The 12031-nt window shown below is 74.1% G+C and carries 14 protein-coding genes and 1 pseudogene; 7 read left to right on the top strand and 8 right to left on the bottom strand.

All coding sequences use genetic code 11. The features are described 5' to 3' along the window. Nucleotides 1-227: acyl-CoA dehydrogenase family protein (locus BU198_RS10430; RefSeq protein ID WP_262987021.1), on the top strand; the 227-nt coding region annotated here is incomplete at its 5' end. A gap of 78 nt (nucleotides 228-305) precedes the next feature. Continuing rightward, entirely contained in the window at nucleotides 306-794 is a 489-nt protein-coding gene (locus tag BU198_RS10425; RefSeq protein ID WP_188296547.1) for a GNAT family N-acetyltransferase, read from the top strand. Here BU198_RS10425 and BU198_RS10420 read toward each other — a convergent pair. After that, complete coding sequence (locus tag BU198_RS10420) at nucleotides 787-1383, bottom strand: NAD(P)H-dependent oxidoreductase (RefSeq protein WP_188296546.1); 597 nt, start codon at nucleotides 1381-1383, stop codon at nucleotides 787-789. The genes BU198_RS10425 and BU198_RS10420 overlap by 8 nt on opposite strands. Nucleotides 1384-1462: 79 nt before the next feature. On the opposite strand from BU198_RS10420, the gene BU198_RS10415 reads away from it, so the two are divergent. Next, complete coding sequence (locus BU198_RS10415; RefSeq protein ID WP_188296545.1) at nucleotides 1463-2116, top strand: class I SAM-dependent methyltransferase; 654 nt, start codon at nucleotides 1463-1465, stop codon at nucleotides 2114-2116. A gap of 18 nt (nucleotides 2117-2134) precedes the next feature. Here BU198_RS10415 and BU198_RS10410 read toward each other — a convergent pair whose 3' ends face one another. Continuing rightward, complete coding sequence (locus BU198_RS10410) at nucleotides 2135-2542, bottom strand: MerR family transcriptional regulator (protein WP_188296550.1); 408 nt, start codon at nucleotides 2540-2542, stop codon at nucleotides 2135-2137. A 213-nt stretch (nucleotides 2543-2755) separates the two neighbouring features. Here BU198_RS10410 and BU198_RS10405 point away from each other — a divergent pair, with 213 nt between their 5' ends. Together BU198_RS10405 and BU198_RS10400 are read left to right on the top strand one after the other, a co-directional pair. Continuing rightward, nucleotides 2756-3250, top strand: coding sequence for a peptidylprolyl isomerase (locus tag BU198_RS10405; protein ID WP_188296544.1), 495 nt, complete (start codon nucleotides 2756-2758; stop codon nucleotides 3248-3250). Nucleotides 3251-3544: 294 nt separating this feature from the next. After that, nucleotides 3545-4120 carry a hypothetical protein gene (locus BU198_RS10400; RefSeq protein WP_188296543.1) on the top strand — a complete coding sequence of 192 codons (576 nt, stop codon included), beginning with the start codon at nucleotides 3545-3547 and terminating at the stop codon, nucleotides 4118-4120. Here BU198_RS10400 and BU198_RS10395 read toward each other — a convergent pair. Genes BU198_RS10395 through BU198_RS10385 form a run of 3 tightly spaced genes read right to left on the bottom strand, consistent with a single transcriptional unit; the run spans nucleotide 4024 to nucleotide 6106 of the window. Beyond that, on the bottom strand, nucleotides 4024-4605 hold the full coding sequence (locus BU198_RS10395) for a hypothetical protein (RefSeq protein WP_188296542.1): 582 nt from the start codon (nucleotides 4603-4605) through the stop codon (nucleotides 4024-4026). The two genes, BU198_RS10400 and BU198_RS10395, sit on opposite strands and share 97 nt — an antisense overlap. Nucleotides 4606-4643: 38 nt before the next feature. Further along, entirely contained in the window at nucleotides 4644-5612 is a 969-nt protein-coding gene (locus BU198_RS10390; RefSeq protein ID WP_317620053.1) for an LCP family protein, read from the bottom strand. Further along, complete coding sequence (locus BU198_RS10385) at nucleotides 5609-6106, bottom strand: hypothetical protein (protein WP_223244204.1); 498 nt, start codon at nucleotides 6104-6106, stop codon at nucleotides 5609-5611. The genes BU198_RS10390 and BU198_RS10385 overlap by 4 nt, the downstream gene beginning before the upstream one ends. Nucleotides 6107-6366: 260 nt before the next feature. Between BU198_RS10385 and BU198_RS10380 the strand changes: the two genes are divergently transcribed. Continuing rightward, nucleotides 6367-7953, top strand: a complete 1587-nt coding sequence (locus BU198_RS10380) for a gamma-glutamyltransferase (protein WP_188296541.1) — start codon at nucleotides 6367-6369, stop codon at nucleotides 7951-7953. Nucleotides 7954-8129: 176 nt separating this feature from the next. Here BU198_RS10380 and BU198_RS10375 read toward each other — a convergent pair whose 3' ends face one another. Further along, nucleotides 8130-8942: a class I SAM-dependent methyltransferase gene (locus BU198_RS10375; protein WP_188295765.1), complete on the bottom strand. Its 813-nt coding sequence runs from the start codon at nucleotides 8940-8942 to the stop codon at nucleotides 8130-8132. 276 nt (nucleotides 8943-9218) lie between these two features. Here BU198_RS10375 and BU198_RS10370 point away from each other — a divergent pair, with 276 nt between their 5' ends. Continuing rightward, on the top strand, nucleotides 9219-9677 hold the full coding sequence (locus BU198_RS10370) for a DinB family protein (protein ID WP_188295787.1): 459 nt from the start codon (nucleotides 9219-9221) through the stop codon (nucleotides 9675-9677). A gap of 59 nt (nucleotides 9678-9736) precedes the next feature. On the opposite strand, the gene BU198_RS10365 is transcribed toward BU198_RS10370, so the two are convergent. Further along, the gene (locus tag BU198_RS10365) at nucleotides 9737-10231 is read right to left on the bottom strand and encodes an ATP-binding protein (protein WP_188295766.1); all 495 of its coding nucleotides are present in this window, start codon (nucleotides 10229-10231) and stop codon (nucleotides 9737-9739) included. Nucleotides 10232-10438: 207 nt separating this feature from the next. Next, nucleotides 10439-11896: pseudogene (locus BU198_RS10360) on the bottom strand (CehA/McbA family metallohydrolase); the annotation flags it as partial. Nucleotides 11897-12031: the final 135 nt, after the last annotated feature.

Below are 12031 nucleotides of genomic sequence, written 5' to 3'. Positions count from 1 at the left end.
AGTCGGAGCGTGGGGACGGGGATCTGACGTTCTTCGGTGCGGCGGCGAAGTGTTTCGCGTCGGATGCGGCGATGGAGATCACGACGGACGCGGTGCAGTTGCTGGGTGGGTACGGGTACACGCGGGATTATCCGGTGGAGCGGATGATGCGGGACGCGAAGATCACCCAGATCTATGAGGGCACCAACCAGGTCCAGCGGATCGTGATGGCCCGCAACCTCCCGTAACCGGCCGACGGGCGAACCGCGGCGCGGTCGGACAAAACCGCGCGACGGCGGGCAGCAGCGCTCCGTAGGCTGCCCGCCATGTCGATCACGCCCTCCCCGCTCAGCCTGGCCCCCCTCACCCCCGGGAACCTCGACGCCGCCCTCGCCCTGCGGGTCCGTCCCGACCAGGAGCACCTGGTCGCGCCGGTGGTGAAGTCACTGGCCGAGGCGTACGTGCACGGGGAGGCGGCCTGGCCCCGGCTGATCCTGGACGGCGGGCGGCCGGTCGGCTTCGTGATGGCCTTCTTCGACATCACCTTCTACCCCGACCGCCCCGGCGACGGCCCCCGCTCCGGCCTGTGGCGGCTGCTGATCGACGCCGGGGAACAGCGCGGCGGCCACGGCCGCTTCGCGGTCGAGCAGGTCTGTGCCGAGATCCGCCGCCGCGGCGGCAGCCGCGCCACCGTCACCTACCACCCGGGCCCGGACGGCCCGGAGGAGTTCTACGCCCGGCTCGGCTTCCGGCCGACCGGCGAGACCAGCGGCGGCCAGACGGTGGCCGAACTGGACCTCCCGCCGCTCAGCTGAGCAGCCCCGCCGCCTGCTCCCGCGCCTGCCGCAGCCAGCCGGCGCGCTCGGCGGCGGGGGAGCCGGTGACCGTGCGGAACACCGTCCGCCGTACGTCGGTGACCCCGACGTACGGCAGGACGCAGGCCGCCCAGATCCGCTCCAGCGGGTCGCCGAACTCCTCGCGTTCCCGGGCCTCCGGGGTGTCCGAGGTGTTCAGCACCAGGGCCCGTCCGGCCCGCAGCAGCCCGGCGGGCTCGCCGTCGGCCGTCCCGAGCTTGTACGCGACGCCCGGCACCAGCACCCGCTGCACCCAGCCGGTGAGCACCGCGGGCGGCATGCCCCACCAGTTGGGGTGGATCAGCACCAGCGCGTCCAGGGTGGCCACCTCGGCGCGGTGCAGGGCCAGCCGGGGATCGGCGGGCCGCTCCGCCGCGGCCACGGTGCCGGTCTCCTCGGCGGTGAGCAGCGGCGCGAAGTCCTCCGCGTACAGGTCGTGGGCGCGCACCTCGCAGCCGCGTCCGCGCAGTTCGTCCACCACCGCCCCGTACAGCGCGTGGTTGAAGCTGCCCGGCCGCGGATGCGCCAGGTAGACCCCGATCGTGCTCATCTTCCGTCCCCCTCCGGCCGGTTGGCGGGAACGATACCGGGGCCCGGGGCCCGGGCGGCGGCGGGTAGGGTCCCGGGCCATGACCGAGCCGGACTTCATCGTCGAGACCAGGGCGTTCTACGACGCCGTCGCCACCGAGTACACCGACCTCTTCCGGGACCACCTGGGCGGCGCGCCGGTGGACCGGGCGATGCTGGCGCTCTTCGCCGACCTGGTCCACGCCGAGCGGCCGGACGCCAGGGTCGCCGAAGTCGGCTGCGGACCGGGCCGGATGACCGGCCCGCTGCACCGGCTGGGCCTGGACGTGCAGGGGATCGACCTCTCGCCGAGAATGGTGGAGCTGGCCAGGCGGGCCCACCCCGAGGTGTCGTTCGTCGTCGGCTCGATGTTCGACCTCCCGTTCCGGGACGGGGAGTTGACCGGTGTGGTGGCCTGGTACTCGATCATCCACACCCCGGCGGAGCGGCTCCCCGAGGTGTTCGCCGAGTTCGCCAGGGTGCTCGCCCCCGGCGGCCACCTGATGCTCGCCTTCCAGGTCGGCGACGTGCCCTCGCGCCAGGAGCGGCCCTTCGGATACCCGGTGACGCTGGACTTCCGCCGGCTGCGGCCGGAGCGCGTCGAGGAACTGGCCGGGGCGGCCGGGCTCGCGGTCACCTCCCGTACGGTCCGCGAGCCGGAGGGGGAGGAGCCGACTCCGCAGGCGTACGTGCTGGCCCGCAAGCCGAAGGCCTGAGGGAGCCCCCGAGGGCGCCTACGCGGCCTCGGACGGCGGCCGGGCGGAGGGTGGCTGCGCAGACGGCGGCCGGGCGGAGGCGGCCGCGATCACCTCGTCGAGCACCTCGCGGGAGCGCAGCAGGTCGCCGATCGTCCGGTCGATCCGCTCGCGCTCCGCGGTGAGCTCCTCGACCAGCATCGGGGTGGCGATCTCGTTCGGGCTGCCGTCGGAGTCCCGCATGCAGGGGAGGATCCGGTGGATGGTCCGGCTGTGCAGTCCGGCCGCGAACAGCTCCTGGATGTGCACGACCCGGTCGACCGCGGCGTCCGGGTACTCCCGGTGTCCGCCCTCGGTGCGGCGGGCGGCCAGCAGGCCCTGCTGCTCGTAGTAGCGCAGCGAGCGTTCGCTCACACCCGTGCGCCGGGCCAGTTCGCCGATCCGCATGCCGTCCACCCCGTCGTCCCGGTCGTCGTCCCGGGTGTCGTACCGCGCCAAGGTCCGAAGCCGACAGCGATGTTAGCTTCCCCGGCGCCGGTGCGGAGCGGTTCGGACGGGGCCGGGAACGCCGGACCGGGAGGCCGGATAACACAGCCGCTTCCGGCCTGGCCCGACCGGGGGCGGCGCGCGGCGAACAGGTGATCGTGCCATCATCCCTGCATGTCTTCCAACGTTTTCTTCGACATCGAGATCGACGGCAAGTCGGCCGGCAAGATCGTCTTCAAGCTGTACGACGACGTCGTTCCGCAGACCGCCCGCAACTTCCGCGAGCTGGCCACCGGCCAGAACGGCTTCGGCTACGAGGGCTCCGGCTTCCACCGCGTGATCCCGGCCTTCATGCTCCAGGGCGGTGACTTCACCAACCACAACGGCACCGGCGGCAAGAGCATCTACGGCGAGAAGTTCGCGGACGAGAACTTCAAGCTCAAGCACGACCGCCCGGGTCTGCTGTCGATGGCCAACGCCGGCCGCAACACCAACGGCTCGCAGTTCTTCATCACCACCATCGTCACCGACTGGCTGGACGGCAAGCACGTCGTCTTCGGCGAGGTCGTCGAGGGTCTGGACATCGTGAAGAACATCGAGTCGCTCGGCTCGCAGAGCGGCCGCACCTCGGCCAAGATCACCATCGCCAAGTCCGGCGTGGTCGAGTAGTCACCACCGCCACCTGGCACGAACCGCCCCGGGGCGGGACGTCGGAGTTTCCGACCTCCCGCCCCGGGGCGGTTCCGTATCCGGTTCCGAACCCGATGCCGGGCCCGGCCCCGCGCCCGGCTCCGTGCCGCGTCCGCCGCCGGGCCTCGGTGCGGCGGGCAGGGTAGCCCGGAGCGCGCTCCTTGGGGCCGGAACCGGGCAATCGCGCGGTCCTTCGCCGCCGGCGTCCTACGCTCGATTCGGACGCGGCCCCAGCCGCGGCCGAACTCGACTCTGCGGCAAGGTGGTTGACCGATGATGGAGCAGGGCGCCGACGACGGCGAGGTGACCTACGAGCAGGTGACGGTGGTATCCCTGGCCGGCTGCGAGCCGGTCGGCCCGGCGCGGTTCGCCGTCCGGGTCGCCCGCGAGGGCATGACCGTCAAGCGGGTGGCGGGCTACTGGGTGCGCTGGGACGAGTGCCGGGACGAGGAGGAGGTCCGCCACCACGCGCGCTGGGTCGCGGACGAGGAGTACGTGCGGCCGGACACCGGCAGCCTGGACGGCACGCTCGCGGTGATGGTCGCCGCGTACTGGACGGACCCCGCGGGCGCCTTCCCGCGCCGCCCGAGCACCGAGACGGCGGTGACCTTCCGGCCCGGCGAGACCGAGCACGAGCTGGTGCTGGAGCAGTGCGCCCCGCCCGGTCCGGCCGCCGCCGCGCACCGTCCGGCCTCCCTGTCGGTGCAGCTGACCCACGCGAGGTGGCTGAGCGGCGAGGGGCAGCCGATCCACTACGGCTTCTCGGGCGCGACCGAGGAGGCCGGCGGCGAGGGGGAGTGGCTGGTCCGCTTCCCGGAGTGCGGCACCGGCCTGCTGCCGTACGTCTGAGGCCGCCCGGAGGGGCCCGGGGCGGGCGGGGCCGGCGAGGGCCCCCACCTGCCCGCCCGCATGCCCACCTTGCGGGCCGGCACCCCGGCCCAGATCTCCCCGGGCCCGGTGGAGCGGGTGAGCACCGCGTTGGCCCCGACGACGGTGCCGGCGCCGACGGTCAGCACGCCCTCCTTGCACACCACCTTGGCGCCCGCGCACAGCACCGCGCCGTCCTCGACCACCACCCGCCGCATCGCGCTCTCCTCCTGCGGCACCCACGGGTCGGCCCGGCCGATCGTCACGCCGTTGTAGAGCGTCACGCCGGCGCCGAGGGTGGTGTACGGGTGCAGCACGGTGCCGAATCCGCGGTGGAAGACGGCCAGCCCGGGCCCGATCTCGCAGGCGGCGGGCACCTCCATGCCGTAGAGCGCGAGCGCCTCCTGGACCAGGCGGCCCAGGAGGCGGTGGCGGCGGCGGTGGATCAGCGCGGTGACGAGTGACATCCACTCATTGTGGCGGCCCGGTCACCGGAAGTGGCCGGTTACTTGAACTCGGGTACCGCGGTGTCGTTCTTGAAGGCGTCGAAGAGCTGCTTGGACTTGTTGGCGTCCCACAGCACGGCGGACTCGCCGGTCTTGGTCCGGAAGTCCGGGTTGCCGATCGGCACGGTGAGCGACTTGCCGCTGCCGCCGTTGACGTCCTTCATGGCGAGGAAGAACGAGCCGAGGTCGGTCAGCCCGCAGTCCTCGTCGACGATCAGGGTGCCGAGCGCCGAGTCGACCAGCGGGTAGAAGGTGAACGGGTTGACCAGGTTGCCGGGGGAGGCGGCCTGGTGGGCGAGGGCGCCGAGGAACTTCTGCTGGTTGCGCATCCGGCCGAGGTCCTGGTCGGCCATCTGGTGGCGCTGGCGGACGAAGGCCAGTGCCTCCTTGCCGGTGAGGGTCTGGTCGCCCGCCTTGAGGTCGAGCCCGGAGTCCTTGTCCTTGATGTCCTGGTCGATGTGCATCTCGACGCCGCCGATCGAGTCGACGATGCCGACGAAGCCGCCGAAGCCGATCTCGGCGTAGTGGTCGATCCGCAGGCCGGTGTTCTGCTCGACGGTCTGGACCAGCAGCCGGCCCCCGCCGTTGCCGAAGGCCGAGTTGATCTTCGCGGTGGTGCCCTTGACCGGCTTGCCGTTGCCGCCCGGGTGCTCGGGGATCGGCACCCAGGAGTCGCGCGGGATGCTCATCAGGGTGTTCCCGCCGTCCCCGACGTGCAGGATCATCATCGAGTCGCTGCGCTTGCCCTCGGTGTCGTGCCCGGTGTGCAGGTCGTCCTGCTCGGAGTCGGTCAGGCCCTGGCGGCTGTCGGACCCGACGATCAGCCAGTTGGTGCCCTTGCCCGCGGCCGGGCGGCCGGGGTAGTCGGCGAGCACGTTCTCGTGGTTGAGCTTGGAGTCCGCCCAGAACCAGGTGGACACCGCGGTGACCATGACGGCGATCAGCACGCCGAAGACCGACCACTTCACGATCCGCCGCCGCGGCCAGCGCCGGGGCTGGGTGCCGGCGTCAGCACCGTCTGGGGCAGGGCGAGGGTCAGCCCGTACAGGCCGATGGCCGCTCCCTGGCGCCCGGGGGGAGCCAGGGTCGCGGCGGCGGTGGAGCCGCACACGGTGAGGATGCCGAAGCCGAGCCCCCGCAGGGCGGTGGTGAGCAGGATCGCCCCCAGGCTGTCGCTGAACGCCTGCACCGGCGCGGGCAGTCCGAGCAGCAGGGCACCCAGGGCGAGGGTGCGCGACCAGCCCAGCCCGCGCAGCGCCGTCCTGACGAGGAGCTGGGCCAGCACGGTGGTCGCCATCAGCGTGGCGGTGACGAGTCCGGCGCCGAACGCGTCGGCGCCTCCGTGCACGGCCCACTGCGGGGAGACGGGCAGCAGGAGCGCGAAGCCCGAGGCGCAGGAGAGCGCCAGCAGGAGCAGGTGCGGCATGCCGGGGGCGGTTGCGACGGACGTCCTACGGGGCACGCCCGGATCGTACGCGCCCGTGGCGCCCCGCGGTACGGGGCGTACCCGGTCCGACGGCGGCTCGACGCGGGCGACGACCGGGCCCGATGTCCGGATCGCGTCGTTCCACCCGCTCCGTGCAACCGGAACCGTGGATTTCGGTGGATGGTGGTGACGGGCGTGACCAAACCATGGCCTTCACCGGCGCATCTCCCGAGCCGTATCCCTCCTGTCCCACAGCCGCACGACGACGGACGACGACGAATCACGAAGGGGCCGACATGAACCACCCAGGCGCGGTCGCCACTCCCCACCGGACCGCCACCGGGGCCGCCGAGTCGGTCCTCGCCGACGGAGGCAACGCCGTCGACGCCGCCCTGGCGGCCGCCGCGGTCCTCACCGTGGTCTACCCGCACCAGTGCGCGATCGGCGGCGACGCCTTCGCACTCGTGGGAGGGCCGGACCACGAACCGGTCGTCGTCAACGGCAGCGGCCGCAGCGCCCGAGGGTGGCGACGGGCGGACCACCTCGACGCCGGCGGGCACGTGCCGGTGACCGGCGCCAGGAGTGTGACGGTGCCCGGAGTCCTCGACCTCTGGCACCAGTTGGCGGACCGGTGGGGAAGCCGTCCGCTCGGCGCGGCCCTCCTCGGCGCGGCCGGGATCGCGGCCGAGGGGTTCGCGGTGGCGCCCGGTCTGCGCCGCGGCCTGGAGCAGGAGGCGGACGCCCTCGCGGCCGATCCCGGCGCCCGTGAACTGTTCCTCCCCGGCGGCGAGTTGCTCCGGGCCGGACAGCACGTGACGCTTCCGCGGCTCGCCGACAGCCTCCGCACCCTGGCCGCGGAGGGGACCGGGGCGTTCTACACCGGCGCCCTCGGCGCGAGCGTGGTCGCCACCCTGCGGGCGGGCGGCAGCGCGCTGGACGCCGAGGACTTCGCGACGCACACCTCGTCCCTGTCCGCACCGCTCGGCGCCCGCTTCGCCGGCGAGGAGTACCTCAGCTCGGGAGGGAACAGCCAGGGCCGCTTCTTCCTGCGCGGACTCGCGGCCCTGGAGGTGATCCGGCAACGCCGGGCGCGCGTCCCCGACGCCCTGGGGGCCGAGGCGGCACCGGTGGGGCGCGTCCTCGCCCTGTGCGCCGCGGAGCGGGACCGGCTCCTCGGCGATCCGGGGTTCTCCCCGGACCCCGGCGACGTCGGCGAGGTCTCCGATCTCGTCGAGGCCGCCCTCGGGAGCACCCCGATCCACCGGGTGCTCTCCGCCCAGGCCGACGGCCGGCCGCCGCACCTCCCCGCGCGCGCCTCCGGGGACACGGTCGCCATCGTGACCACCGACGGCGAGGGCCGGTGGGTGTCCCTGATCCAGAGCGTGTTCCACACCTTCGGGTCGGGCGTCGTGGACCCGGAGACCGGCATCCTCCTCCACAACCGGGGCGCCTGCTTCAGCGGCGTCGCCGGAAGCCCCAACGAGATCGGGCCGGGCCGACGGCCGGCGCACACGCTGATGCCGGTCCTCGTTCGCCGGGACGGCCGGCTGGTCGGCGCCCACGGCACGAGGGGCGGCCGCGCCCAGCCCCAGATCCACACCCACCTGGCACTCAACCTCGCCGCCGGTCTCACCGCGGGCGAGGCCGTCGCCCGGCCCCGCTGGATCGTGGGCCGGCTGACGGCCGGCGCCCGCCCCGAGGAGGACGGCCTCGGCATCGCGGTGGAGCAGGGCGTCGGCGAGACGGCAGCCGACGGCCTGCGGGCCGCGGGCTTCCGCACGACCGCACTCGCCGCCCTCGACGACGCGGCGGGCCACCTCCAGGTCGTGCGCGAGACCCCGGACGGCCCGCGCGCCGCCTCCGACCCGCGGGCCGACGGCTGACGGTTGCCGTCCGCACCACCGTGCGTGGCCCGGGCCGGCAACGCCATGGCCTCGCTCCATCGTCCAGGCCGAGCCCAGAGGAGGAGCCGGTCCTGTGTCTCTGGCGACAGCGGCGACGGCAACAACCGCTGGTCGGGCCGGTCCGCGGGTCGCGTGGACCGGCCCCGGGACCGGTGTCAGATGCGGATGGCGGTGAGGACGTGGTAGTCGAGGAGGCCGTCGCGCCAGGCGGGGAGGAAGTGGCGGGTCCAGTGGGCGGTGGGGACGGTGTCGGTGAGGTAGCGGTCGAGGCCTGGCCAGACGTCGGCGCCGATGGCTTCGGTGGTGATGTCGGTGAAGCCGTGGCGGGTGAGGTCGGCGGTGAAGTCGTCGAGGGGGTGGGCGACGTCGAGGCCGTCGGCGAAGCTGGCGAGGAGGATCTTGAGGCGTTCCTCGGCGTCGGGGCCGGGGGCGGTGAAGAAGGTGGTGACGACGAGGCGGCCGCCGGGGCGCAGGACGCGGGCGCTCTCGCGGGCGAAGCCGGTGAGTTCGCGGAAGTGCTGGGCGGCTTCGACGGAGAAGACGCCGTCCAGGTAGCCGTCGGAGAAGGGGAGTTCGTCCGCCGAGCCCAGGGTGTAGGCCAACCGATCGGGGTACGTCGCCAGGGCTCTCGCGTTGACGGCGCGGGCTCGTTCGATCTGGTCGGGGTGGATGTCCACGCCCGTCACCGCCGCGAACCGGAACTCCCGCAGGGCGAGGGCGGCTCCCAGTCCACGGCCGCAGCCGACCTCCGCCAGTCGCAGTCGTTGGCGCGGTTCGGGGAACTCCCGCAACGCCCGCCGGTAGAGCTGTTCCTGGCTGTGCACCCGGTCCTCGGGGGTCGGGGCGGTGAGGTCGATCCCCTGCCAGTAGCCGAAGTTGATGAAGCCTCCGGCGAACGACGGGGCGGTGCTGAGGTCGTCGGCGCCGTAGGTCTGGCGCACGGTCGGGGGGATGCGGTTGTGATCCATGGGCCGCTGGGTCTCCTGCTCGGTGGGCGCCCGGCGGTCGGGCGCGCCGAGGTACGTACCCAAACCTGTGGTGGTCCGAACACGGTACGTGATAAAGGGGTGTCCGCGGGACAGCGGGGAACGCTGCGACGCCCGGGGCGGGCCGGAAAATACCCGTCGGACCGGCCCGGTGGTCCGCTACAGTCCGCGGGGATTCCCGACCGGTACGAGGAGAACGACACCGTGAACGTCCCCGACGACCGTCCCGCCCCGCCGCTGACCGGCGGTGAGCGCGAGATGCTGCGCGGCTTCCTGGACTTCCACCGGGCGACCCTCGCCCTGAAGTGCGAGGGCCTGACCGACGAGCAGCTGCGCCTGCGCGCGAGCCCGCCCTCGACGCTCAGTCTGCTCGGGCTGGTCCGGCACATGGCGGAGGTCGAGCGCACCTGGTTCCGCCGGGTGATCGACGGTGAGGACCTGCCGCTGGTCTGGTCCGAGGACGGCGACTACCAGGCCGCGTACGACCCGGACGGCGCCACCCGGGCCGAGGCCTTCGACGCCTGGCGGGCCGAGGTCGGGCACTCCCGCCGGATCGAGCTCGCCGCGGACTCCCTCGACGTCACCGGTTACCAGGCCCGGTGGGACGCCGAGGTGTCGCTGCGGCTGGTGATGCTCCACCTGATCCACGAGTACGCCCGGCACAACGGGCACGCGGACTTCCTGCGGGAGGCGATCGACGGCACGGTGGGCGCGTGACCCGTGCCGACGACCCAGCCGACGGCCCGCGCCGGAGCGGGCGGCCGCCAGGGCGGCGCCTACCAGCCGAGCAGGTGGGTGCGGCGGGTGAGGGCGGCGAGGACGGAGACGGCGGTGGCCTCGGCGTCCAGGTCGGTGGTGTCGAGGATGTGGGGCGCGTCCTCGGCGGCCGGGCCGGGGTGGAGCACCACGTAGTGGAGGGCGGCGCCGGTGGTGCGGCTCTCGCGGCGGAAGGTGTCGAGGGCGCCCGGGACGGTGGGGGACTCCACCACGACCTGGTAGCCGCGGGTGGCGTAGGCGAAGGCGGCCTGGGCGGCGGCGGCCATCGCGGTGGCGTTCTGGCGGCCGGCCTCGGGCAGGTGGGGCGGGAGCTGGCCGCTGCGGATGACCCGCAGGAAGTCGTCCGTCCGCAGGTGGACGCTCGGGTTCAGCTCCCGGGCGAGCAGCTCCGCGACCGGGCTGTTCCCGGCCCCGGCCGGGTCGACGAGGACGAGGACGCCCCCGGCGCCCAGGCCGCCCCCGAGCTCCGGCCCACCTACGGTCGTACGGTTCACAGCTGCTGATCCCTTCGCGGGGCCGGGGTCGGACGGGTAGCCGGGGCGGGGCGGTCGGCGTGCGAACGGGCTGGTCGGCCCGGATCGGACAACCGACCGCCTCGTCCCTACGACTGATGCGTTTCGGGGTTCAACCTAGTCCAAACGGGTGGTCCGAGTCCTCCCCCGCCCGGGTTCCGGGCGGGTCGGCCGACCGGAAGGGGGTTGTCAGCGGCCCCCGGTGCTCAGCACGATCGGGTTGGTGAGCGCCGCCATCGGCCCCCAGGGCAGGTCGGGGCCCATCGCGTTGCCCTTGCCCGGGGTGCCGTCCGCCTTCGGGTGGCGCACCTCGGCCCGGACGTAGGCGGCGAGCGAGGCGGTGGTGCGCCAGACCACGGTGCCCGAGCCGTCGGCGGGCAGCGACTCCTGGTGCATCTGGCCCTCGTCGGTGAGCAGCCGGACCGTCCCGCCGGGCACGCCGGAGACGGTGACCCTGACGTCCAGCGGGGCGTCGGCCGGGACGGTCAGCTCCTCACCGATGCCCGCCTGGCGGCCGTTCCCGGTGACGGTGAACTCCAGCCCGACGGCGGAGGATTCGGCCAGCCAGCTGTGCCCGGCGCGCAGCCCGTCCAGGATCGCGTCCCGGGTGAGGTCCTCGGCCAGCACCACGGTGTGCGGGGAGCCGATCGGCTGCGGCTCGCTGTGGGCGTCGCTGTTGCCCAGGGCGGGCAGCCAGGAGCGGCCCTCGCGCAGGGCGACGGCGAGCCGGCCGTCCCAGGTGTCCACCGCCGACTCGTCGTCGTACGTCCAGGGGCCGTTCCACACCTCGACGGCGTCGGCCTGGTCGTAGCCGAACTTCCACTGGCAGGCGACGTACGGGCAGTACGGGTGCGCCGGCACCACCAGGCCGCCGGCGCGGTGGACCTGGCGGGCGAAGCGCGGGAACTCCTCGTCGCGCGAGCGGTAGCGCCAGTCGACGAACTGGCCGGGCTTCAGGCCGAGGGCCAGCCAGTGGCCGTTGCGGGTGGTGATCTCCTCGCCGGGGAGGATCAGCAGGTCGGGGCCGGCCAGCGGGCCCCAGGCGGCGTGCGAGGAGCTGGTGTTGTGGTCGGTCGAGACGATGAAGTCGAGGCCGGCCGCCCGGGCTCCGGCGGCCACCTCCTCGGGCTTGCGCCGCCCGTCGGAGTGGACGGTGTGCAGGTGGCAGTCGCCCCGGTACCAGGCGCGGCCGCGGCCGCGGGCCCGCTCCGCCGGGTAGTGCGGGGTGAACTGCGGCCCGGGCGCACCGGACCTGAGGGTGACCTCGACGTGGTAGTCCAGGCCCTGCGGGGCGATCTGGTAGGGGCCGAGGACCACGTGCCAGGTGCCGGGGTTGACCGGCCCGGGGAGGTAGCCGGGGGTCGCGGCGCCGCGGGAGAGGCTGAACTCGGTGCGGAAGCCGCCGGACCAGCCGCGGAAGCCGGGGCCGCCGAGGTCGGTGCCGCGCTCGTCGAAGATGCCGATGTCGCAGGAGTTGCCGGGGGTGCCGGCCGGGACCTGGGGCTTGTCGTAGCCGTAGGAGACGGCGATCTCGCGGATGCCCTCGGGGACTTCGACCGGGAGGTGGACGAAGTCGGGGGAGCCGGTGGGCAGGTGGCCGGTGAGGATGAGGGTGCGGTCGGCGGGAGCGCCGCCGGGTGAGCCGCCGGGGCCGTCGGCGGGGGGGGGGGGGGGGGCGGGGGGGCGGGGGGGCGGGAGGGCGGGGGGGGGGGGGAGGGGGGGGGGGGGGGGGGGGGGGGGGGGGGGGGGGGGCGGGGGGGGGGGGGGGGGGGGGGGGGGGGG

The sequence above is a fragment of the Streptomyces sp. CBMA156 genome (genome assembly GCF_014596515.1).
In the GTDB taxonomy this organism is placed as follows: Bacteria; Actinomycetota; Actinomycetes; order Streptomycetales; family Streptomycetaceae; genus Kitasatospora.
This window is presented reverse-complemented; position numbering and strand designations above follow the sequence as displayed.